Annotated in this window: 22 protein-coding genes; 9 read left to right on the top strand and 13 right to left on the bottom strand. The window is 70.8% G+C overall.

What is annotated here, in order from left to right:
- Nucleotides 1–62: 62 nt before the first annotated feature.
- Nucleotides 63–1,055: a LacI family DNA-binding transcriptional regulator gene (locus ACSHV8_RS27980; RefSeq protein WP_436520279.1), complete on the bottom strand. Its 993-nt coding sequence runs from the start codon at nucleotides 1,053–1,055 to the stop codon at nucleotides 63–65.
- A gap of 258 nt (nucleotides 1,056–1,313) precedes the next feature.
- On the opposite strand from ACSHV8_RS27980, the gene ACSHV8_RS27975 reads away from it, so the two are divergent.
- Complete coding sequence (locus ACSHV8_RS27975; RefSeq protein WP_436520277.1) at nucleotides 1,314–1,487, top strand: CsbD family protein; 174 nt, start codon at nucleotides 1,314–1,316, stop codon at nucleotides 1,485–1,487.
- Between the two features lie 127 nt (nucleotides 1,488–1,614).
- On the opposite strand, the gene ACSHV8_RS27970 is transcribed toward ACSHV8_RS27975, so the two are convergent.
- Complete coding sequence (locus tag ACSHV8_RS27970; RefSeq protein WP_436520275.1) at nucleotides 1,615–2,832, bottom strand: sulfite oxidase; 1,218 nt, start codon at nucleotides 2,830–2,832, stop codon at nucleotides 1,615–1,617.
- A 49-nt stretch (nucleotides 2,833–2,881) separates the two neighbouring features.
- Here ACSHV8_RS27970 and ACSHV8_RS27965 point away from each other — a divergent pair, with 49 nt between their 5' ends.
- Nucleotides 2,882–4,030, top strand: a complete 1,149-nt coding sequence (locus tag ACSHV8_RS27965) for an LLM class flavin-dependent oxidoreductase (protein ID WP_436520273.1) — start codon at nucleotides 2,882–2,884, stop codon at nucleotides 4,028–4,030.
- A 97-nt stretch (nucleotides 4,031–4,127) separates the two neighbouring features.
- Here the strand turns inward: ACSHV8_RS27965 and ACSHV8_RS27960 are convergent, their stop codons facing one another.
- On the bottom strand, nucleotides 4,128–6,164 hold the full coding sequence (locus tag ACSHV8_RS27960) for an MMPL family transporter (protein WP_436520271.1): 2,037 nt from the start codon (nucleotides 6,162–6,164) through the stop codon (nucleotides 4,128–4,130).
- Between the two features lie 74 nt (nucleotides 6,165–6,238).
- Between ACSHV8_RS27960 and ACSHV8_RS27955 the strand changes: the two genes are divergently transcribed.
- Nucleotides 6,239–6,736 (top strand): MarR family winged helix-turn-helix transcriptional regulator, encoded by a 498-nt coding sequence (locus ACSHV8_RS27955; protein WP_436520269.1) that lies wholly within the window; start codon nucleotides 6,239–6,241, stop codon nucleotides 6,734–6,736.
- Nucleotides 6,737–6,799: 63 nt separating this feature from the next.
- The gene (locus tag ACSHV8_RS27950) at nucleotides 6,800–7,654 is read left to right on the top strand and encodes a tetratricopeptide repeat protein (RefSeq protein ID WP_436520267.1); all 855 of its coding nucleotides are present in this window, start codon (nucleotides 6,800–6,802) and stop codon (nucleotides 7,652–7,654) included.
- A gap of 168 nt (nucleotides 7,655–7,822) precedes the next feature.
- On the opposite strand, the gene ACSHV8_RS27945 is transcribed toward ACSHV8_RS27950, so the two are convergent.
- Nucleotides 7,823–8,233: a MarR family winged helix-turn-helix transcriptional regulator gene (locus ACSHV8_RS27945; protein ID WP_436520265.1), complete on the bottom strand. Its 411-nt coding sequence runs from the start codon at nucleotides 8,231–8,233 to the stop codon at nucleotides 7,823–7,825.
- Nucleotides 8,234–8,356: 123 nt separating this feature from the next.
- On the opposite strand from ACSHV8_RS27945, the gene ACSHV8_RS27940 reads away from it, so the two are divergent.
- Nucleotides 8,357–10,129 (top strand): ABC transporter ATP-binding protein, encoded by a 1,773-nt coding sequence (locus tag ACSHV8_RS27940; RefSeq protein ID WP_436520263.1) that lies wholly within the window; start codon nucleotides 8,357–8,359, stop codon nucleotides 10,127–10,129.
- An 85-nt stretch (nucleotides 10,130–10,214) separates the two neighbouring features.
- Here the strand turns inward: ACSHV8_RS27940 and ACSHV8_RS27935 are convergent, their stop codons facing one another.
- Nucleotides 10,215–10,973 carry a class I SAM-dependent methyltransferase gene (locus ACSHV8_RS27935; RefSeq protein WP_436520261.1) on the bottom strand — a complete coding sequence of 253 codons (759 nt, stop codon included), beginning with the start codon at nucleotides 10,971–10,973 and terminating at the stop codon, nucleotides 10,215–10,217.
- Between the two features lie 4 nt (nucleotides 10,974–10,977).
- Nucleotides 10,978–12,087, bottom strand: coding sequence for a citrate synthase 2 (locus ACSHV8_RS27930; RefSeq protein ID WP_436520259.1), 1,110 nt, complete (start codon nucleotides 12,085–12,087; stop codon nucleotides 10,978–10,980).
- A 67-nt stretch (nucleotides 12,088–12,154) separates the two neighbouring features.
- On the opposite strand from ACSHV8_RS27930, the gene ACSHV8_RS27925 reads away from it, so the two are divergent.
- Nucleotides 12,155–13,369, top strand: coding sequence for a citrate/2-methylcitrate synthase (locus ACSHV8_RS27925; RefSeq protein ID WP_436520257.1), 1,215 nt, complete (start codon nucleotides 12,155–12,157; stop codon nucleotides 13,367–13,369).
- Nucleotides 13,370–13,436: 67 nt separating this feature from the next.
- Here the strand turns inward: ACSHV8_RS27925 and ACSHV8_RS27920 are convergent, their stop codons facing one another.
- The 7 genes from ACSHV8_RS27920 to ACSHV8_RS27890 form a co-directional block, all read right to left on the bottom strand.
- Nucleotides 13,437–14,075, bottom strand: a complete 639-nt coding sequence (locus ACSHV8_RS27920; protein WP_436520255.1) for a nitroreductase family protein — start codon at nucleotides 14,073–14,075, stop codon at nucleotides 13,437–13,439.
- Between the two features lie 73 nt (nucleotides 14,076–14,148).
- Complete coding sequence (locus ACSHV8_RS27915; protein ID WP_436520253.1) at nucleotides 14,149–14,616, bottom strand: hypothetical protein; 468 nt, start codon at nucleotides 14,614–14,616, stop codon at nucleotides 14,149–14,151.
- 260 nt (nucleotides 14,617–14,876) lie between these two features.
- Nucleotides 14,877–15,716, bottom strand: a complete 840-nt coding sequence (locus ACSHV8_RS27910; RefSeq protein WP_436520251.1) for an alpha/beta fold hydrolase — start codon at nucleotides 15,714–15,716, stop codon at nucleotides 14,877–14,879.
- Entirely contained in the window at nucleotides 15,713–16,579 is an 867-nt protein-coding gene (locus tag ACSHV8_RS27905) for an SDR family NAD(P)-dependent oxidoreductase (protein WP_436520249.1), read from the bottom strand. The genes ACSHV8_RS27910 and ACSHV8_RS27905 overlap by 4 nt, the downstream gene beginning before the upstream one ends.
- Complete coding sequence (locus tag ACSHV8_RS27900; protein ID WP_436520247.1) at nucleotides 16,576–18,036, bottom strand: flavin-containing monooxygenase; 1,461 nt, start codon at nucleotides 18,034–18,036, stop codon at nucleotides 16,576–16,578. Before ACSHV8_RS27900 ends, ACSHV8_RS27905 begins: the two co-directional genes overlap by 4 nt.
- On the bottom strand, nucleotides 18,033–18,332 hold the full coding sequence (locus ACSHV8_RS27895; protein WP_436520245.1) for a DUF4873 domain-containing protein: 300 nt from the start codon (nucleotides 18,330–18,332) through the stop codon (nucleotides 18,033–18,035). The genes ACSHV8_RS27900 and ACSHV8_RS27895 overlap by 4 nt, the downstream gene beginning before the upstream one ends.
- Nucleotides 18,329–19,012, bottom strand: a complete 684-nt coding sequence (locus ACSHV8_RS27890) for a TetR/AcrR family transcriptional regulator (protein ID WP_436520243.1) — start codon at nucleotides 19,010–19,012, stop codon at nucleotides 18,329–18,331. The genes ACSHV8_RS27895 and ACSHV8_RS27890 overlap by 4 nt, the downstream gene beginning before the upstream one ends.
- 51 nt (nucleotides 19,013–19,063) lie before the next feature.
- Here ACSHV8_RS27890 and ACSHV8_RS27885 point away from each other — a divergent pair, with 51 nt between their 5' ends.
- The 3 genes from ACSHV8_RS27885 (at nucleotide 19,064) to ACSHV8_RS27875 (ending at nucleotide 22,364) form a co-directional block, all read left to right on the top strand.
- Nucleotides 19,064–19,957: an AurF N-oxygenase family protein gene (locus ACSHV8_RS27885; protein WP_436520241.1), complete on the top strand. Its 894-nt coding sequence runs from the start codon at nucleotides 19,064–19,066 to the stop codon at nucleotides 19,955–19,957.
- A gap of 600 nt (nucleotides 19,958–20,557) precedes the next feature.
- On the top strand, nucleotides 20,558–20,773 hold the full coding sequence (locus ACSHV8_RS27880) for a hypothetical protein (protein ID WP_436520239.1): 216 nt from the start codon (nucleotides 20,558–20,560) through the stop codon (nucleotides 20,771–20,773).
- Between the two features lie 490 nt (nucleotides 20,774–21,263).
- Entirely contained in the window at nucleotides 21,264–22,364 is a 1,101-nt protein-coding gene (locus tag ACSHV8_RS27875) for a uroporphyrinogen-III synthase (protein ID WP_436520237.1), read from the top strand.
- The last annotated feature ends 11 nt before the right edge of the window (nucleotides 22,365–22,375 follow it).

The following is a 22,375-nucleotide window of genomic DNA, read 5'->3' as shown; positions in this document are numbered from 1 at the left end:
ACTAACACGTGTTACATAGCTGAACGGTTGCTTTCTTGCTGCAAGTTCTTGCAACCGATTCGCTATGCCGGTTTTGCGGCGGAATCGCGCACTATCAGCGACGTGCCAAGTGTCTGGTGCGGATGCTGATCCTCACCCCGGATCGCCGAGATCAGGAAGTCGGCGGCCATCCGGCCCTTGGTCACGATCGGCTGCCGGACCGTGGTCAGCCGCGGCCGGAACCAGGCCGACTCGGCCAGGTCGTCGAAGCCGGTCACCGAGACGTCCTCCGGCACGCGGACACCGAGTTCTTGCAGGGCGTCCACCGCGCCGTAGGCATGCACGTCGGAGAGCGCCAGGATCGCCGTTGGCGACTTTTCTGACATCAAGTCTTTTGTCGCTTTATATCCATCGGCACGGGTCGCCGGCACCTCCGCCAGCCGCACGTCGTCCATGGTCATCCCGACCTCGGCCAGTGCGTCGGCGATCCCGGCCAGCCGCCGCCCGAGCGGCCCGCGATAGCCCCGCTCGGCCACCTCCGGCCCCGGGTCGATGGAGAGCACGGCGAGCCGCCGATGCCCGAGTTCCAGCAGGTAGCGGGCCACCTCCCGGGCGCCCCCGCGGTCATCCACCTCGACGTGCGGCGCACCCTCGTGCCGGTCCGAGTCGATGAGCACGAACGGGATGCCGCGCCGGTCGAGCTCGGCCACCTCGCCCCGGTCGATCTCCAGCCCGCAGACGATGAACCCGTCCACCGCGGCGTACGGAATGGCCTTGAGCACCGAGTCCCGCAGCGGCGGCGTCAGCAGCAGGGTGTACCCCTCCTGGTCGCAGACCTGGCCGGCGCCCATCAGGAAGCGGGCGTAGTACGGGTTCTCCAGGATCTGCGCCAGCCGCTGCGGCAGCAGCACCCCGATCGAGTTGGTCGTCCCGGCCTGCAGCATCCGCCCCAGCGTGCTCGGCGTGTACCCGAGCTCCTCGGCGACGGCCAGGATCCGCTCCCGGGTCGCGCTGGAGATCCGCTGCGGATTGTTGAACGCGAACGACACCGCCGAGCGCGAGACCCCGGCGGCCACGGCCACGTCCGTCGAGGTCGGTTTGCGGCTTTTGTTGGTCTTCGGCGCCTTGGGCTTTGCCGTGTTCTTGGAAGATCTGCCGGATCTTGCAGGCGCCTTCGAAGGCGTGGTCACAGCCTTCTTCGGCGACATCAGCACTCCCTGCGGTCGGCGATCACCATAACCCAGTCAGAGCGGCACCGAAGAAGACGCATGAGGTGGGTGGGGCCGGGTATGAGAAGGGTCGAGACAGACTTCAACTCCTCCCGGAGGTGTGCGATGGCTTTCGACGACAAGGTTGACAACAAGGCCGAGGAAGTCGGCGGCAAGGTCAAGGAAGGTGTCGGCAAGGCCACGGACGACGAGCAGCTCGAGGCCGAAGGCCAGGCCGACCAGGCCAGCTCGCACGTCAAGCAGGCCGGCGAGAAGATCAAGGACATCTTCAAGTCCTGACCGGATGTCCTGAGCGAAAGCTCAGAGCGAAAGTCCTGAACGCAGAGCCGGCGACGGTCCTGAGTGAAGGTCCTGATGGGGTGCGAAGGCGGGCCGGGGCCACAAGCCCCGGCCCGCCTTCATGTCGTCACGCCGCGGTGACCGGCACCCGCACCACCGCGTCGAACAGATACCCGAGCGTGTTGTAGCGCGCCACCTCCGGCTGGGTGCGCCCGTGCACGTCGGTGGCCCGCGCCAGCAGTTCATAGGCGCCCGAGCCCGGCCGCCAGTCCAGTTCCCAGCGCTGCCAGGTACCGGCCCAGGACGGCCCGGTGAAGCGGGCGTGCCGCCAGGTGGCCCCGCCGTCGGTGCTGACCTCGACCTTGCGGATCGGGCCGCCGGCCGACCAGGACCGGCCGGTCAGGCGGACCCGTTTGCCGGCCGTGAACGTCGTTCCCGGGTCGAGTTCGAAAGCGCTCTTGATCACCTGCTTGTCGAAGGGCAGCCCGTCGGCCGGGAACTCGGGACCGAACAGGCGGTAGAACTGCGTGTTCCACGGCGAGAAGAGCGGCTCGGTGGACACCTCGATCCGGCCCACCCATTTGATCGAGGCGATGCCGATCCAGTGGGGGACGATCAGGCGTACCGGATGTCCGTGGTCCGGCGGCAGTGGTTCGCCGTTCATCTCGTAGGCCAGCAGCACGTCGTCGAGCGCCTTGGCCAGCGGCATCGGGCGGCGTACGGGCCCGAGGTCGACCCCGCCGGTCACGTAGTTCGGGTCGAGGCCGGACGCCTGCACGTCGACGGCGTCCCGGCGTACGCCGACACGGCGCAGGACCGTCGACAGGCGCACGCCGCGCCAGCGCGCGACGCCGACCGCGCCCAGGCCCCACGCCGTACCGGAAACGGTTTGGCCCTGTTGGGAGCTGTAGTAGCTGCGGCCGTTACCGGCGCATTCGACGGTGACCGCGTGGGTTTCCGCCGGTAGGCGGCGAAGGTCGGCCAGGGTGAGGTGGACGGTGTCGCCGCGCAGGCCCGCGCCGGAGATCTCCAGGTTCCAGGCCGACGCGTCGAGCCGCGGCGTGCTGGTGTGGTTGCGGACGAAGAACCGGTCGATCGGCACGAAGTAGCCCTGGTCCTTGAGGGCCGACCACCTGGTCTCGGCGTTGGTGCCGAACACCTTGAACAGCTCGGGCGGCAGCGGTTTGACGATCGGGGAGTCGGCCGCGTGGGCTGGGCTCGGCGCCAGACCGGCGGCGCCGGCGGCCGCGACCAGGGCGAGAAGGCTCCGCCGGGAGAAGCCGCGGGCTCGTCCGGCCGTCCAGTCCCGCAGGCGTTCCTCGTCGTATGCAACTTCATCGATCATGCCCCGGGATCCTATCGAGTCGATGGGACATATGGGTAGGCTCCGGGGTATGGACTTCCACTGGTTTCTCCCCACCAACGGCGACAGCCGGGACATCGTGGGCGGCGGTCACGGCACACCCGTCGGGTCGGCCGGCGGGGTGCGGCCGCTCACCATCGGCTACCTCGGGCAGATCGCCCGCAGCGCCGAGCAACTCGGGTTCGTCGGCGCGCTCACCCCGACCGGGGCCTGGTGCGAGGACGCGTGGCTGACCACGGCGATGCTGACCGAGGTCACCGAGCGGCTGAAGTTCCTGGTCGCGTTCCGGCCCGGGCTGATCTCGCCGACCCTGGCGGCGCAGATGTCGTCGACGTTCCAGCGGCTGTCCGGTGGGCGCCTGCTGCTCAACGTCGTGACCGGCGGGGAGTCCAGCGAGCAGCGGCAGTTCGGCGACTTCCTGGACAAGGACTCGCGCTACGCGCGGACCGCCGAATTCCTCACGGTGGTCCGTGGGTTGCTGCGGGGCGAGACGATCACGTACGACGGCACGTACGTGAAGGTCGAGAACGCCAAGCTCAGCCGCGTGCCCGACCTGCAGCCCACCGTGTACTTCGGCGGCTCGTCCAAGGCGGCCGGCCCGGTCGCCGCCGATCACGCCGACGTGTACCTGACCTGGGGTGAGCCGCCCGCCCAGGTCGCCGAGAAGCTGGCCTGGATCCGCACGCTCAAGCCGGACATGAAGTTCGGCATCCGCCTGCACGTGATTACCCGGGACACCGCCGACGCGGCCTGGGCCGAGGCCGCCCGCCTGCTGCAGAACGTCTCCGAGGCCGACATCGCCGGTGTTCAGGCCGGGCTGCGCACGAGCGAGTCCGAGGGTCAGCGCCGGATGATCGAGCTGCACGGCGGCAACCGGGACGGCCTGGTCGTCTCGCCCAACCTGTGGGCCGGTGTCGGCCTGGTCCGCGGCGGCGCCGGAACCGCCCTGGTCGGCAGCCACACCGAGGTCGCCGACCGCATCCAGGAGTACGCGGCGCTCGGCATCGACGAGTTCATCCTGTCCGGGTATCCGCACCTGGAGGAGGCGTACTGGTTCGGCGAGGGCGTGCTGCCCGAGCTGCGCCGCCGCGGCCTCTGGCAGCACCCGGCGGGGGAGCGGAACACCGCCCCGGCGGCCATCCCGTTCGCCGGCGTCCCGGCCCCGGCCAGCCCGTCCTGACCTGCCAAAATCAAGATCAAATTCCCGATTGGGTACGTCGTGAGCCCACCGGCCCCGGCGCGTGCGTGATTGCCGCGCCGAGGCCGGTGGCCGCGGGTCAGCTCTTGTCGGCCGACTCCGTCAGCTTGGCCCGGTCGACCGCGTCCCAGTCCTTACCCCCGGCTGCCGGTCCGCCGCCCGTCGTGGCCGGCGCGTGCGGCCGGCCCGGCCACCAGAACCGCTCCCCGAGGATCGTGGCCAGCGCCGGCACCAGGACCGTGCGGACGAGCAGCGTGTCCAGCAGCACCCCGATCATCACGATCACCCCGATCTGGGTCAGCGTGATCACCGGCAGCACCCCGAGCACCGCGAACACGGCCGCCAGCAGGATGCCCGCGCTGGTGATGACCGCGCCGGTGACCGCGACCGCGTGGACCATGCCGTCCCGGGTGCCGCGCTTGACGGCCTCCTCCCGGGCCCGGGTGACCAGGAAGATGTTGTAGTCCACGCCGAGCGCGACCAGGAACAGGAACGAGAAGAGCGGCACCTGGTTGTCGAGCGCGTGGCCGAACAGGAACGACCCGGCCCCGAGCGCGGCCCCGTAGCTGACGATCACGGTCACGATCAGCAGCAGCGGCGCGACCAGCGCCCGCAGCAGCAGGATCAGGACCAGCAGCACGACGAGCAGGATCACCGGGGCGATCACTTCCAGGTCGTGCCGGGTCGCGGTCCGGGTGTCCAGGCTCGTCGCCACGCTGCCGCCGACCAGCGCCCGGCCGTCCAGCTCCGACCGCAGGGCGCGGATCGCGTCGAACGCCTGCGTGGTGTCCGGCGCCGCGTCCAGGATCACCTGGATGCTGGCCTGCGAAGCGTTCTGCTCGGCCAGTCTCGCCTGGGCCACCCCGGGCGTCGCGGTGATCGTCGACAGCACCGACTGCGCCTGATCGGGACCGGTCAGCACGATTGTCGGGCTGGCTGCCCCGGCCGGGAAGTACTTGGACAGCGTGTCCAGGCCGGCCACCGACTCGGACTCGACCCGGAACTGCTCGGTCTGCGACAGCCCGAGCCGCGTTCCCAGCCCACCGGCCGACAGCACGCCGAGGATGATCACCGAGGCCACGGTGACCACGATCGGCCGGCGGGCGACGCCCCGGCCGACCCGCGCCCACACGCCCTTCTCGGCCTCGACCCCGGCCTGGCCGACCCGCGGCACGAACGGCCAGAACAGGCCGCGCCCGCAGATGACCAGCGCGGCCGGCAGGACCAGCAGCGCGAAGAGCGCGGCGACGGCGATGCCGGCGGCCGCCGTGACGCCCAGCGACACGTTGCTCTCCAAGCTGGCCAGCAGCAGCGTGAGCAGGCTCAGGATGACCGTGCCGGCGCTGGCCGCGATGGCCGGACCGGCCCCGCGCAGCGCCTTGCCCATCGCCTCGAACCGGTTCTCGTGGTTGTGCAGCTCCTCCCGGTACCGGGAGATCAGCAGCAGCGCGTAGTCGGTGCCCGCGCCGAACACCAGCACCGTCACGATGCCCGTGGTCGAGCCGCTGACCGGCAGGCTGGTGTGCTGCGAGATCAGCGCGACCAGGCCGGTGGTGACCCGGTCGGCCAGACCGACCACGAAGAGCGGGACCAGCCAGAGCAGCGGGCTGCGGTACGTGACCAGGAGCAGCAGCGCGACCACGACCACGGTGACCAGCAGCAGGCGCGTGTTCGCCCCGGTGAAGCTGTCGGCCAGGTCGGCGCTGAACCCGGCCCCGCCGGTGACCTGCGCGGTCACCCCGGCCGGCAGCCCGTCGCGCACCTTGGCCCGCAGGTCGGTGACCTGCTTGATCGTCTCCTCGGAGGAGACACCGGCCGGCAGTGGCACCGACACGATCGCGGCCTTGCGGTCCGCACTGAGGATCGGCTGGCCCAGGCCGGTCACGGTGGCCAGGTCGGCGTCGGTGAGCGCCGCCCCGCCCTTCGCGACGACGACCAGGGCCGCGTTCGTACGGCCGGAAGGCAGCTCTTTCTGCAGTTGAGCCACGCGGGTGGACTCGGCGGACGACGGCAGCGAGGCGTTCGGGTCGTTGGTGACCTTGGTCGACCCGGACAGGCCGATCACCAGACCGCCGAGCACCAGGGCCAGGAGCAGGGAAGCCCATGCCCGTCTCATGAATCCTCCAAAACAAAGAATCTCGACAATCGAGATTCTTACCTACCGGGGAAGGATCTGCAACACTTACCCCCGTGGAGGAACAGAAAGCCCCGGCCGGGGATGCGGAGGAACGCCGGCGCCTGCGCATCCGGCTGGTCGACCTGCTCAACTCATATTCCAGCGAGGCCAACCACATCGGGCACGCCTTCGCCGGACGCAACCATCTGCACGGCCCCGACCTGCACGCGCTGCTCGCGGTCATGCACGCCGAGCGGGCCGGCGCGCCGCTCACCCCGGGCCGGCTCGGCGAGACGATGGGCCTCTCCTCCGGCGCGACCACCGCGATGATCGACCGGCTGGAGCGCGACGGGCACCTGCGCCGGACGCGGGAGAGCACCGACCGGCGGGTCGTGCACCTGCGCTACGCCGACTCCGGGATGGCGCTCGCCCAGGCCTTCTTCACCCCGCTGGCACCGCGCACGGATGAGGTGATGGCCAGGTTCGACACGGCCGAGCTGCAGGTGGTCGAGCGGTTCGTCCAGGGCATGGTCGAGGCCCTGCTCGGCTACCGCGACGAGCTCCGCGGATAACGCAACTCGGCCGCAACGTAGGGTTTTCCCAGCTCGGCCCCGGCGCCGCCGATCTACGGACTCGTGCGAACCGAGCCCCTGCTGTCCCAGGCCGACGACCTGCTCGCCCGTGGTCGTGCCGCGAACGCCGCGAACCTGCTGGCCCCGATCGTCGGCCGACAACCCGAGAACGTCGACGCCTGGCACCGCATGGCCCGGGCGCACCTGGCCATGGGCGACTTCGACGCCGCCCTGCGCGCCGCCCGAGCCGCGTGGCACTTCGACCCGCACGGTCCGGAAACCCTCTACTGGGTCAGCCGGGCCGCGACCGAACTGGGCCGGCACCGCGAGGCGATCGACGCCGCGCTCGACGCCTGCCGCGAGGACCCGGGCAACCCGCGCCTGCACAACCGGCTGGCCGACGCCCAACTGGCCGCCGGTCGCGTCGGCGACGCGCTGGACGGGCTGAAGATGGCCGTCGAACTGGCCGGATACGACGCCGATCTGCACGTCACCCACGGCCGCGCGCTCTTCGCGGCCGGTCGCCCGCTCAGCGCCCGCGAGTCGATCGGGCGCGCCCTCGCCCTCGAACCCGGTCACGCCGGCGCCCACCGTACGCTCGCATTGTTCGAGATCGCGATGGAGTCGGTCGTCGACGCGTCGTCACTGGCCCAGGCCGCCGACGAGTTCGCCGAGTCCCTGCGCGTCGGCCCCCACGGGCGCGTCGACGAACGCGCCCTCCTGGCCCGCGACGCCATGGGCTACGCGGCCCGGGTCACCCTCACCTGGTGCCTGATCGCCCTGCTCGCCCTCGGCGTGCTCAGCGCGACATCCCTGGTCACGGTGCCGGCCGGCCTCTACCTGGCCCTGCTCTGCCTCGGCGCCACGGCCGCCTGCGGCGCCTTCCTCTTCCGAGCCACCCTCCGGCACAAGCTTTAGACCCTTTGCTCGTACGCCGTCAGACCCGCCCCGGTCCACCCGCCGCCGGCCCACCCCCACTCCCGGCCGCGACGCGGCTCGCGCCGCCCGGCTGGCGCTGATGGCTGTTCTGCGGGCTGAAAACAGCCACCAGCACCAGCCGAAGCCCTGCGCCGCGCTGCCTGGCTGCTACGGGGTGGTGAGTTTGCGGAGGATGCGGGCCAGGGCGGTGCGGTCGGCGGGGTCGAGGGAGGCGAAGACGCTCTCGCTGGCGGCGGCGCGAGCCGTCTTGATCGCGGTGGCGGTGTCGCGGCCCTGATCGGTGAGGGCGACCAGGGTGGCCCGGCGGTCGTCCGGGTCCGGGTGGCGGGCGACCAGTCCACGGTCCTGCAGGTCGTCGACGACCTCGGTGGCCGAGCGCGGGGCGATCCGCAGCCGCTCGGCCAGCGCGCCGGGGCGCATCGAGCCGCCGGAGAGCAGGACGGCGAGGGCGCGGCCCTGGGACGGGGCGATGCCCCAGGGCTCCATCTCGCGCTTGGTCTGCTCCCGCATCCGCCGGCTGACCGCCCAGAACACCTCGTGCAACGACTCCTCTTCCACGGGAACAAGCTACCAGCGATTACCGTTGTAGCCTCATGTTGAGGTAACCTCAGCTTGTTCACACCGTACCGAGGAAGGCTTTTGCACTTGGCTGACAAACCAGGCCGGGGCGCGGGACGCACCGTGACCCCCGCGGAGAAGGCGCAAGCCCGATCCGTCTCACTGCGCCGCATCGGCGCGTTGTTCATCGGTCACCGCAAGCAGCTCACGCTGGTGGTGGCGATCATCGTGGTGGCGTCCGTGCTCGGCATGGCGTCGCCGTTCCTGCTCCGCGAGATCATCGACGTCGCCCTGCCGCAGAGCGACCTGCGCCTGCTGTCCTGGCTGGTCGCCGGCATGATCGTGGTCGCCGCGATCACCTCCGTGCTCGGCGTGCTGCAGACCTGGATCTCCACCACGGTCGGCCAGCGGGTCATGCACCGGCTGCGCGTCGACGTCTTCACCCACCTGCAGCGGCAGTCGGTCGGCTTCTTCACCAAGACCCGCACCGGCGAGGTGCAGTCCCGGATCACCAACGACATCGGCGGCATGCAGTCGGTGGTCACCTCGACCGCGACCAGCATCGCGGCCAACCTGACCACCGTGGTCGCCACGATCGTCGCCATGGTCGCGCTGACCTGGCAGCTCACCCTGATCTCGCTGCTCGTGCTCCCCCCGGCGATCCTGCTGACCCGCCGCGTGGCCCGGATGCGGCAGAAGATCACCGCCGCCCGCCAGCGCGAGCTGGCCGAGCTCAACGTGATCATCGAGGAGGGCCTGTCGATCAGCGGCATCCAGCTGTCCAAGACGATGGGCGCCGGCGCCGCGCAGATCGACCGGTTCACCGGCTCGTCCGGGCGGCTGATCGACCTGGAGCTGCGGTCCGAGCTGGCCGGGCGCTGGCGGATGGCCGCCATGAACATCATCTTCGCGGTCATCCCGGCGACCATCTATCTCGCGGCCGGGCTGCCGTTCGCGGCCGGGGCGATGAGCATCGGGACGCTGGTCGCGTTCACGGCGCTGCAGGGGAACCTGTTCCGCCCGCTGATGAGCCTGCTCGACGTGAGCGTGACGCTGACCAGTTCGCTGGCGCTGTTCGCGCGCATCTTCGAGTACCTCGACCTGCCGGTCGAGATCTCCTCCCCGGCGCACCCGGTGCGTCTGGGTGAGGTCGGTGGCCACCTGCGGTTCGAGGACGTGTCCTTCTCCTACGACTCGGGGGCACCCGTCCTTTCCGGCATCAACCTCGACGTTCCCGCCGGCACCTCGCTGGCGCTGGTCGGCGAGACCGGGTCGGGCAAGAGCACGACCGCGGGACTTATCGCCCGTCTCTACGACCCGACCGCGGGCCGGGTGACGATCGACGGGGTCGACCTGCGGGACATGTCCCTGACCGACCTGTCGGACCTGGTGGGCGTGGTCAGCCAGGAGACATATCTGCTGCACACGACCATCCGGGAGAACCTGCGGTATGCGAAACCGTCCGCGACCGACGCCGAGATCGAGGCCGCCTGCCGGGCCGCGCAGATCCACACGCTGATCGCGGCCCTGCCCGAGGGGTACGACACGATGGTCGGCTCCCGCGGCCACCGCTTCTCCGGCGGCGAGAAGCAGCGGATCGCCATCGCCCGGACCCTGCTGCGCGACCCGCGCATCCTCGTCCTCGACGAGGCGACGAGCGCGCTGGACAACGAGACCGAGCGGGCCGTGCAGCGCGCGTTCGACGAACTGTCCCGCGGGCGCACCACGGTGACCATCGCGCACCGGCTGTCCACGGTCCGCGACGCCGACCAGATCGTGGTCATCGACCACGGCCGGATCCTGGAGTCCGGCGACCACGAGACGCTGATCTCGTCCGGCGGGCGGTATGCGACGCTGGCCCTCGCCGGCCGGCCGTCCACGGTCGACGCCTCGTGACCGGCTGTTCCGGCCGGCCGGGCCCTTCCGCCCGGCCGCCTGTTCATCCGGCTTTTCATCCGGCCGCCTTGTAGCGAGGGCGGCTCTACTCGGGCTTCTGCGCGACCACGGCCCAGACGCGGTGCGGGACGGCCAGCCGCTCGTCCGGGATCAGGGCGGTCAGCTCGGCCGAGAAACGTTCGACCGCCGGCGCCGGCAGGCTCGCCGCGACGCCCGCGCTGGCCCGGATCCGGCCCACCCAGTCCTCCCGCGAGTAGGGGACGTCCACGTCGAACGAGAACGTCTCCACCCCGCCGAAACCGGCCACCCGCAGGTCGGTGAGCCAGCGCGGATACATCCCGGTGCCGCCGGACAGCGTCCACCCCGGATTGTGGGCGAGGATCAGCCGCTCGGTGGCCTCGACCACGCTGCCCGGCAGCGGCAGCCAGTCGAAGTGGGCGATCACGATCCGCCCGCCCGGCCGCAGCAGGCGACGGGCCTCGGCCGCCGCCTCCCCGCCCCGGAACCAGTGCCAGCACTGACCGGCCGTGACCACGTCGAACGCGGCCTCCGGCAGACCGGTCCGCTCGGCGCTACCGACCACGTAGGTGATGGCGAGCCCCGCCTCCCGATCCAGGCGGCGAGCCTGATCGAGCAGGCTCTCGGCCGGGTCGAGACCGGTGACTATCGCACCGCGAGCCGCGAACAGCCGGGCCAGACTGCCGGTGCCGGTGCCCAGATCGAGCACTTTCTGATCAACTTCGCCGATTTGGTACGCGATGAGCCGCTCCGACAGCAACGGCGGGAAACCGGCCCGGTGGCGGGCGTAGTCAGATGCCGTACGTCCGAAATCGATCTTTGTCATGTTCTCAGGCGTTCCGGCTCAGCGCGCTCGTCCAGCCGGAGAGGGCGGCGGCGTCGCGCGTGCCCGGTCCGACATAGTCGGCCGACGGGCGGATGATCTTGCCGAGGCGCTTCTGCTCCAGGATGTGCGCACTCCAGCCGGCCGTCCGCGCACAGGTGAACAGCGAGGCGAAGAGCTCGGCGGGCACGCCCGCGAAGTCCAGCACCACCGCCGCCCAGAACTCGACGTTGGTCTCCAGCACCCGGTCCGGCTTGCGCTCGCGCAGCTCGGCCAGCGCCGCCAGTTCCAGCTCACGGGCCACCTCGAAGCGCGGCGCACCCAGCTCGAACGCGGCGTCCCGCAGGATCCGGGCCCGCGGGTCCTCCGCCCGATAGACGGCGTGACCGAAACCCATCAGCCGCCGGCCGCCGTCGAGGACCCCGCGCACGTACGCCCGGGCATCACCGGACCGCTCGACCGCCTCGATCATGCCGAGCACCCGGGCCGGCGCACCGCCGTGCAACGGGCCGGACAGCGCCGCGATCGCCGCCGAGACACAGGCCGGCACGTCGGCGCCGGTGCTGGCGACGACCCGGGCGGTGAACGTGGACGCGTTCATGCCGTGCTCGGCCGCGCACACCCAGTACCGGTCGAGCGCCGCCACGTGCCGCGGATCCGGCTCACCCCGCCAACGGATCATGAACTGCTCGGTGGCGTTGCGGCCCGCGTCGACCAGCCGCTGCGGGACCGGCGCGGCCTGCGCGCCCCGGGCGGCCTGGGCCACATACGAGAGGACCGACACCGACGTACGGGCGAGATCCGCCCGGGCCTGCGCGTCGTCGATGTCGATGAGCTGCCGCAGACCCCAGTGCGGGGCCAGCATCGACACGGCGGCCTGCGCGTCCACGCGGACGTCACCGGAGTGCACCGGCAGTGGCACGTCCTCGGCCGGCGGCAGCGGCCGGTCGAAATCACCGTCGGCGAGCAGACCCCAGACGTCGGCGAAGGAGACGTGCCCGGCCAGCGAGCGGATGTCCACCCCGCGGTAGCGGAGCGACCCGCCGTCCCGGTCGGGTTCGGCGATCTCGGTGTCGAACGCGACGACACCGGCAAGTCCTGGGTTGACAGTCAACATGACATCAACATGTGACTTGACGTACAACTCGTCAATGTTGATCCAGTCAACATGAGAGCATCCGCACATGTCCAAAGAACAGCTGCTCACGACCGAACAGGTCGCCTACCGTCTCGGCGTCAAGCCCTCCACCATCTATGCGTATGTGAGTCGCGGTCTCCTGACCAGCCGTCGCAACGCGGCCGGAAAGGGGAGTCTTTACGCCAAGTCGGACGTGGACGACTTGATAGCTAGCAGAAAACGGGCAACACCGAACATACAAACCGGTATCACCCTGATCCGCAATGACGAGCTGTTCTATCGCGGTCACGACGTGACCGAGCTGGCCCGGACGCAGACGTTCGAAGCGGTGGCCAATCTACTGTGGAACGGCGAATTGCGTCATGACCTGTTCCCGATCAACCATGAATTGGCGCAACTGGGCCGTCAGATGAGCAAGTTGCTCCCACCGACCGCCCGCCTGACCGACCACCTGAGGGTCACGGTCGCGGCCATCGCGGCTGCCGATCCGCTGCGGTTCGACACCAGTCCGACCGCTGTCCTCACCACGGGTCGTTCCCTGATCGCCACCATGGTCAGCGCGCTGCGGCCCCGGCACAAGCTGGTGCCGCGTCAGCCGGCTCGGCTGGCCGAGTCGCTGTGGTATCGGTTGACCGAGCACCGGCTGACCGCGGAAGCCGAACGGCAGATGGAGGCCGCGCTCATCCTCCTCGCCGATCACGACATCGCCGCGTCGACGCTGGCCGCCCGGGTTGCCGCGTCGACCCGGGCGCATCCCTACGCCGTGGTCAGCGCGGGGCTCGCGGCCCTGGACGGGCCGTTGCACGGGGCGGCCAGCGAATACGTCTACCCGTTGCTCGCGCGGGCCGTGGCGGGGGAGGACCCGGTCGCGATCATCTCCGAGCACCTGCGGGTCAGCGGCGGGATTCCCGGGTTCGGGCATCCGCTGTACCCGTCCGGGGATCCGCGCGCGACCGCCCTGTTCGACCTGCTCGCCGGCGGCGATGACCCGGTCGGCCTGCGCGGCGACGGTGGGCATCCGGTGCGCGAGGCGGCGGCCGGGCTGGCTGACGCCGTACGCCAAAGGTCGGGGATCTTGCCGAACATCGACTTCGCGCTGGCCGCTTTCGCGCTGCGCCACGACATGCCGCCCGACGCCGGGGAGGCGATCTTCGCCGTGGCCCGGACCGCGGGCTGGCTGGCGCACGCCCTGGAGGAGTACGCGAACCGCCCGGCCCGCTTCCGCCCCACCGGCCAGTACTCCGGCCGCCCACCCGAATGAGCGTGGCCGGGATCCTTCACGGCGCGGCCCGCGGGGTGGAGACGCTGGGCCGGCCGTGACGTGGCGGCTAGGCCTGGTAGCGGTCGTAGTGGACGACCTCGTCCAGGGGGCGGCGCTTCGGCTCGGCCCAGCGGCCCTTGCTCGGGTAGCCCAACGGGACGATGGCCATGGTCAGAGCATTTTCCGGAAGACCGAGGAGATTGCGTACGTCGTCCTCATGGCCGATGTGCAGGGTGGTGAGGGTGGAGCCCAGCCCGTAGGCCCGGGCGGCCAGGATCAGCTGCTGGACGGCGCCGTAGATCGAGGAGCCCAGGCGGGGGTTGCTGGACTTGGCCGCGCCGATGATCACCGGGACGATCCAGACCGGGGCTTCCTCGATGTGGGCGGCCAGGTGGTCGGCGGCCAGGAAGCTGCGCTTGCTCATCGGGCCGTCCTCGGGCGCGTTGAGGATCTCGTCGCGCCGGGAGCCGTAGTGCCGGTGCCAGCCCTCGCGGTACCAGTCGGCGATCTGCTTCTTGATCTCCGGGTCGCGGACGACGATCCAGGCCCACGGCTGGCTGTTGCCGCCGGACGGGCCGCGGATGGCGGCGTCCAGGATCGCGCGGACGATCTCGTCGGGGATCGGCTCGGTGGAGAGGTAGCGGCGGGCCGGGGTGGAGTGCAGCGCCTCCAGCAGGTTCAGTTCCTGCGGTGCGGGAGTGGTCATGATCCGGAGCCTAGGCCAGGGCCGGGCGGCGCACCGGGCGGTCCCGGGGCACGGCCGGTCCGGGGGAGAGCGGTCAGCGGGCGGTCCAGGCCAGGATGACGCCGGACGGGGTGGCGATCTGGATCTGGCTGCCGGCGCCGGCGGCCCGGCCGAACGGGATCTCCCAGTTCTGGACCACGCCGACGTGCAGGGTGAACGCGACCCGCGGGACCGAGGCCCCGGTCATCGGGGTGGTGGCCGGGCCGGTGCGCTGGTGGAGGCGGACCATGCCGGGGCCGAACTCGTAGGTGCCGCGCAGCACCTCGACGGTGACCTTGACGGCGTAGCGGTCGGCCGACGCGAGCGTGTTCTCGACCGTGACCCGGGCGGCCAGGTCGGGCGTGCGGATGTCCTGCCCGTCGCCGAGGGGCCGGGCCGCGCTGATCGGTGCCGTGAAGGCGGGCGGTGAGGCGGTGGGAACCGGCGCTGCCGCCGGTTCCGGGCCGCAGCCGGCCAGGGATCCCCCGATCAGCGTGGCGATCATGAATGTCGCGCTACGCATGTATCCCATCAAACCTTGGTGTCCCGGTTCCGCAACTCCACGATCGGGGGACATTGCTGGGCAGCACGCCTGTGAGCAGGAAATACCACCTGTCCGATGTCGACATGCCGACTATGCGAAGAGGCCGCATATCCGAAAAATCAGGCACCGGCGGGAGCGTCGGCGACGGGACAGCGGGGCCGGCCGAGGGGTGACAAAAGGTGCGGGATCGGGAAAACGGGGTCCGGGCGGCCCCCTCTAAACCGCCCGGACCCCAGCTCTCACGCCGGCACCGAGGCCAGCATCGCCCGCACCAACCCGGCGAACTCGTCCGGCCGTTCGATCTGCGGCATGTGCCCGGTCTCCGGGAACATGTGTGATTTGGCATGCGGAAACGCCGTCCGGGCGGCGGCCAGGTGATGACTGGGAAGGATCATGTCCCGGTCACCCCAGAGGATCATCGTGGGCCGTTGCACGCCGGCCAGCGACGCCAGCAGCGACGACCGCCAGGCCGGCGCCACCCCGCGGAACCCCCCGAGCGCCTGGGCGATCTCCAGGTAGACCGGTGCGAAGTCCGGCTGCCGGGCGATCCGGATCGCCATTTCCACCCGCTCGGGCGTGACCAGGGCCCGGTCCCGGAAGAGCGTGCGTTCGACGCGCGGCGCGGTCCGCCGGTCGATGTGCCGCAACATCTGCCGGCCGAGCCCGGGCACCGCCAGCACACGCAGCGCCCAGGTCACCTCCTTGCCGAACCCGGCACTGTTGACCAGGGTCAGCGTGGTGACCCGGTCGGGCGCCGAGGCGAGCATGGTCATCGACACGGCGCCGCCGAGCGAGTTGCCCATCAGGTGCACCGGACGGGTCTCGCCGAGCGCGTCGAGCGTGGCCCAGACGCCGTCGGCCAGGACGGGCAGGGTCGTGACCACGGGCAGGCGCTGGGACAGGCCGAAGCCGGGCATGTCGATGCTGATCACCCGGTACGTGTCGTCCAGGCGGGCGTGCTGCAGTTCCCAGTCCTCCAGGCTGCGGCCGATGCCGTGCAGCAGGACCACGGGCGGGGCGGCCGGGTCGCCGGATTCGTGGAAACGGATGCGGGATCCCCGTACGTCCACGTAGTTCATCGACCGGCACCCACCTTGGACCGGGAGGCGGCCTTGACCGAGGCGGAGGTCAGCCTTCTGATGATGTCGGCGGAGCCGACCGGGAGCAGGCGTTGCAGCAGGTCGGGGCCCTTGGCGTTGGCGGCGATGAGCAGCCGGGCCCGGCGCTTCTCGATGGCTCGCAGGATCTGCTCGGCGGCCTTGTCGGCTGGGAAGCTGAGCAGCGCGCCGAACAGTTTGCGGGTCGGCGCGATGTCCGATTCCGGCACGCCCTCGCCGATCAGTGCGCTCTCCGCGATCCGGGTGCGGATGCCACCCGGGTGGACCGTCGTGACGCCGATCCCGTTCTCGAACAGCTCGCCGCGCAGCGACTCGCTGAGGCCGCGCAGCGCGAACTTGCTGGCACAGTAGGCGCTCTGCCCGGGCGGCGCGATCAGGCCGAACAGGCTGGAGACATTGACGATGTGGCTTCCCGGGGTGGCGGTCAGCGCGGGCAGCAGCGCGTGGGTGAGCAGCATCGGGGCGCGGAAGTTGACGTTCATGACGTGCTCGAACTGGTCGACGCTGACCTGGTCGAACCGTCCCCCGAGGGCCACGCCGGCGTTGTTGATCAGCAGGCCGAGGGCGGGCGGGAGATCGTTCGTGATCAGGTCGACCGCTGCCCGGTCGGACAGGTCGGCGACGATCGTCCGTACCGAAAGGCCGGGGTGGGCCTGGCGGATGCGCGCGGCGACCGGTTCGAGGCGGGACGCGTCGACGTCGACCAGGGCGAGGTCGCTGCCGCGATGGGCCAGGCCGTAGGCCAGCTGTTCACCGATGCCGCTGGCGGCGCCGGTGAGCACGGCCGTGCGCCCGGCGAACCGGTAGGGATCGAGACGGGTCATCGGACCACCTCAGTGTTGGGGACGGGAGCGGAGCGCGGGGTGAAGGTCATGTCCCGGGTGACGTCGGCGCGCGGCGTGGTGACGACGTCCCGCAGGTAGTTCTGCCGGACCAGCCACGGATCGCGGTCGCCCTGCCGCGGGAAGCGGTCGAGTGCGCGCTGCACGTACCCGGACGACAGGTCGAGCAGCGGGCGACCGGAACTGGACAGCCGGGCCGGGGTGGCGACGGCGTAACCGTGGCGGTCCATGTGGTCGAGCAGCTTGAGCACGTACCGGTGGGCCAGGTCGGCGCGCAGCGTCCAGGACGCGTTGACGTAGCCGATGCAGTACGCGAAGTTCGGCACGCCGGAAAGCATCATGCCGCGGTAGGCGGCGTGCTGTCCGATCTCGATCGGCGTGCCGTCCAGGCTGAGCCGGATGCCGCCGACCGCCTGCAGGGACAGGCCGGTGGCCGAGACGACGACGTCCGCTTCGAGGACCGTGCCCGACTTCAGGCGGATGCCCTCCGGGACGAACGTGTCGATGTGGTCGGTGACCACGGACGCGCGACCGGAGGTGATGCTGCGGAACAGGTCGCCGTCCGGGATCACGCAGAGGCGCTGGTCCCACGGGTCGTAGCGGGGCTTGAAGTGCTCGTCGACGTACCCCGGGTTCTTCAGGAAACGACCGGCGAGACCCTGCAGGACGCGGCGGACCTGCTTCGGGCGCTTCCTCGCGAGCTGGTAGAACAGCTGGCTGAGCAGGACGTTCTTGCTCCGGGCGATGCGGTTGGCGGCCTTCGGCGGGAGGAGGCGGCGGGCGATGTCGGCGATCGCGTCGTGGTTGGGGAGGGGGATCACGTACGTAGGGGAGCGCTGGAGCATCGTGACGTGCGCGGCGTCCGCGGCCATGGTCGGGACCAGGGTGACGGCGGTGGCGCCACTGCCGATGATCACGACGCGTTTATCCTGGTAGTTGAGGTCTTTCGGCCAGAACTGCGGGTGGACCACTGTGCCACCAAATTCGGATATGCCGGAAAAATCCGGCCGGTAGCCCTCGTCGTAGCTGTAGTAGCCTGCGCACGCGTACAGGAATCGCGCGGTGTAGACCGTCCCGTCGGCCGCCGTCAGGGACCATCGCCGGGCCATCGACGACCAGTCCGCGCTGACCACGCGCACGCCGAACCGGATATTTCGTACTATGTCCGCTTCATTCGCCGTGTCCTCGATGTACTGCCGGATCTTCTCCCCGGAAGCCAATGACTCCGGCTCCCGCCACGGCCGCCACGGATAGCTCAACGTGAACATGTCCGAATCCGATCGCACCCCCGGATACCGGAAGAGATCCCACGTCCCCCCGATTGCCTCGCGCGCCTCCAGGATCAGATACTTATCCCCAGGCCGCTGCTTCTGCAGTCGCCAGGCGGCCCCGATCCCGCTCAGCCCGGCCCCGATGATCAGAACGTCGACATCGGTCATGCCGCCACCACCGGAAACCACGGCGGCGTCCCCGTCCCACTGATCCGGACCCCGCCCCACGGGTCGGGCTCGCTCAGCCTCACCGGCGTCTCCACCGCCCCCGGGATCGCGATGACCGCCTTCCGCAGCCCCGCGCTGACCCGTTCCCGCAGGTTATCCACGGGATTCGTGCGCCCGGCCCAGCGGAACCGCCCCTCGATCGGCTCGAAGTGCGCCGACATCCGCACCTGCACCGCGATCGGCCCGTCCTCCAGTTGCAGCGTGGCCGGTCCGCGGTACTCCTCCTCGTCCGTCACGTGGTCGCCCACCCTTCCTGTTGAGCCGCCAGCCCACCGGGCGTGTCGGCCGCGCGGCTGATGCCGGCGACACCACCCCAGAGGAACGTCGTCAGGTATTCGCCGAGCGCCTCGCGGCTGATCGGCTGCTGCTGCCGGAGCCACCAGTCGCCGACCGACTGGACGTAGCCGACGACGCCGTACGCCCAGGGCAGTGCGGCGCCGGAGTCCAGCCCGTGCGCCCGCAGCCGGTCCCCGAAGATCCGGGCCAGGCCGCTGGCCACGGTCTCCATCACGTCGGCGACCACGTCCCGGCCGCGGGTGATGTCCGGCTGGTGCACCACGAACCGGTACAGGTTCAGGTCGCCCTCGATGTGCGCCAGGTAGACGTCGATGGCCGCGGCGATCGCCGCCCGTTCCTCGCGGACCGCGGCGACGGCCGGGACCATCGCCTCCAGCACCATCGCGCCGGCCTGCTGCCCGACCGCCAGCCACAGCTCCGACTTGTCGGCGAAGTACCGGTACAGCACCGGCTTGCTCACGCCGGCGTGCGCAGCGATCGCCTCCATGCCGATCTCCGGCCCGTGCTGCCGGATCGCCTCGATCGCCGCGGCGGTGAGCTCCGCGCGGCGCTGCTCGCGATGACCGTCCCATCGACCGCGGCGGCCGTCGGTGTTGACGGGGGGAGTGACCGAGTTCATAGTACTAGAAGTAACTGTTACCGCCGGTAACGTCAAGCTTTTGGAGGGCCGATGTCAGTGACCGATCGGGACCGCACGGCCACCAGGCTTCTGCGATCGTCCGCCGAGCACTCGTACGACCCGGAGATCGAGATCGACTGGGAGGCCCCGTTCGTCGAGGGCAAGTACTTCGTCCCGGTCCACCGGTCCAGCCTCTACGGCACCGCGCTCTGGGACCGCATGTCCGAGGAGCAGCGCGTCGAGCTCACCAAGCACGAGGTCGCGAGCATCGCCGGCCTCGGCGTCTGGTTCGAGACGATCCTGATGCAGCTGCTCATCCGCGGCTACTTCAAGCAGGACCCGACCGCCGCCCACGCCCAGTACGCGCTCACCGAGATCGGCGACGAATGCCGCCACTCGGTCATGTTCGGCAAGATGATCGCCCGCCTCGGCACCCCGGTCTACCGCCCGCACGGCATCGACGAACTCCTCGGCCGCTGGATCGCCCACACCGCGACCGGCCCGCGCATGTTCGCCGCCATCCTCATCGCCGAGGAGATCCTGGACACCCTGCAGCGCGAGGCGATGGCCGACGAAACCGTCCAGCCCCTGGTCCGCATGGTCTCCCGCATCCACGTCGTCGAGGAGGCCCGGCACGTCCGCTTCGCCCGCGAGGAACTCGCCCGCCAGATCCGCCAGGCCGGCAAGTCCCGCCTCGCCTTCGACCGCCTGGTCATCGGCCGCGCCGCCTACCTCACCGGCACCCGCCTCATCGACCCCCGCGTCTACCGCGCCGTCGGCATCGACCCGGAGGAGGGCCGCCGGGCCGCCCGCGCCAACCCCCACCACCGCGAAACCATGCGCTGGGCCGGCGAACGCATCGTCACCTACCTCACCGACCTCGACCTGATCGGCACCGGCCCGGCCAAATCCCTCTGGAACGCCTCCGGCCTCCTACCCCGCTGACCCGTCCCCCGTCACCCTCCCTCATCCCGCTCCCGGCCGCCCGCCGTCTCACTGACCCTTACCCCGCTCGCTGCCCTGCTCTCCGCTATTCCCCCCGCGCCCGGGTCCGCCCGGGCGGCGTCGGCCCGCGTCCTCCGAAGGCGCGGGCCGCGCTGTTTCCCCAGCCCAAATCCAAGATCAAATTCTTCATGGCCTAGGTCCGCCGTGGTCCCGATCGTCGCTCCCGCGGGGACCCTTCCGACCCTCGCAGGGCGCTGGCGCGCCCAGAACGCGAGGCCCGCAAGGGCGACGTGGTCGGCTGGTTGCGGTCAAACCACAAAACCCCGTGGACAGGTTGTGGAGCTCGTTTCCTCCGCGGCTGGTTGCGGTCAGAGCAACAAACCCACCGAAGCCCGACCCCCATCCGAACCCGGCCGTGGGTGGGGTGACGGAGGTCGCCCGGGTGCAGGACGGTTTCAGCTCGGTTGCCGGTGTTCGGGTGACGGGCGGCCGGGCGGGACCGGCTGAGGGGTGGCGGGATCGAGCCCTACGGACGGTTCTCCGCTGGTGGCGGGCGTGCGAGATTGACGCCCGACGTATGCCGGGCAGGGAGAGAGATCGATGGACGACGCGCTGGTGGCCTACAACGCCGGACGAGTGGACGGTGCCGCCGGATTCCGCGACCCGCAGATCGCCGAGGACCCCGAGGTCGGCCCCGACTACCGGATCGGCCTGCTCGACGGCCGGATCGCCGCCTTCCACATGCTCAAGGAACTCCGCGACGTCTTCGGCACCACCGACCCCCTCTTCGAAACCCCCGACGACCCCCGCCCCTGACCACCCCCTCCTCCGCCCGGCCCACCCCCCCCAGCCAACCCGAGCCAGCTGGCGCTGAGGGTCGTCTCAAGGCCGTCGATCCAGCCGTGAGCGCCAGCTGCCGGCGTCCGGCTGGTGCTGAGGGTCGTCTCAAGGCCGTCGGCCCGACCGTGGGCGCCAGCTGCCGGCGTTCGGCTGGCGCTGAGGGTCGTCTCAAGGCCGTCGATCCAGCCGGGGGCGCCAGCTGCTGGCGTTCGGCTGGTGCTGAGGGTTGTCTCAAGGTCCACCCGTGAGGGGGGCTGGGGGCTTTGGATAAGTCGGGCTTATGGGGTGGCCTGAGCTGGGGTGGCGTGTGGGGGCGGCGAGGGAGACTGGGGGATCGGGGCTGGTCACAAGTGGGTTCGGGGCGGAAGTGAGTCGGCGTTATCACCGTGGAAACATTCACCTACCGTTCCCGAAATCAGGTCTTAGGACTCTTGCAGCGGATACGGCGGCACAGGATGGGGACCGGATGACCGAGGGCGCACTGGCCGGCTTCACCGTGGCGGTCACCGCGGAGCGGCGGCGCGGGGAGATGACCGCGCTGCTGGAGCGGCGCGGCGCGCGGGTGGTCAGCGCGCCGGCGATCACCATCGTGCCGCTGGTCGACGACGACGCGCTGCGGGCGGCGACCGAGGCGTGCATCGGGTTGGAGCCGCATCTCGTGGTGGCGACGACCGGGTTCGGGTTCCGGGGCTGGCTGGAAGCGGCCGAGGGCTGGGGTCTGGGGGAGACGCTGCGGGCGTCGCTGCGCGAGGCGAAGATCATCGCGCGGGGGCCGAAGCCGTGCGGGGCGATCCGGGCGGCCGGGCTGTCCGAGGACTGGGCGGCCAAGACCGAGGCCTCCGAGGAGGTGCTCGAACGGTTGCTGCACGACGGGGTGGCCGGGCAACGGATCGTGGTGCAGGAGCACGGCGAGCCGCAGACCGAGTTCGTGAACTCGCTGCGCCTGGCCGGGGCGGCGGTGGTCGAGGTGCCGGTGTACCGATGGGCGCTGCCGCCGGACGTGGCGCCCGTGCGCCGGCTGGCCGAGCAGGTCGCGGCCGGGCAGATCGACGCGGTGACGTTCACCAGCGCGCCCGCCGTCAAGGCGTTCCTGCAGATCGCCGGGGACGCGCACATGGATGTGGCCGCGGCGTTCCGGTCCGGGACCCTGGCCGCGTGTGTGGGTCCGGTGACCGCGGCGCCGTTGGTGGAGCTCGACGTCCCGGTGGTGATGCCGGAACGCTACCGGCTCGGCGCGCTGATCAAGACGGTCACCGACGAGCTCCCGCGGCGCGCGGTGAAGCTGCGGGTGGCCGGTTCGACCCTGGAGGTACGGGGTCACGCCGCCCTGATCGACGGCGTGACCTACACCCTGGCGCCGGCCGCGATGGCGATCCTGACGTCGCTGGCGGTACGCCCGGGGGCGGTGGTCTCCAAGGATCAGCTCGCGGCGGCGCTGCCGCGGGGCAACGACGGGCATGCCGTGGACGTGGCGGTGGCCCGGCTGCGGGCCGCGCTCGGCTCCGGCAAGCACATCGAGACGGTCATCAAACGCGGCTACCGCCTGCGGGTGGACGAGGCCGCCTGACCGGTCGCGCC

Origin of the sequence: Actinoplanes sp. HUAS TT8 (genome assembly GCF_051380535.1) — a bacterium.
Classification (GTDB): domain Bacteria; phylum Actinomycetota; class Actinomycetes; order Mycobacteriales; family Micromonosporaceae; genus Actinoplanes.
Note: the sequence above shows the minus strand (reverse complement) of the source record. Positions and strands in the feature narration are given on the sequence as shown.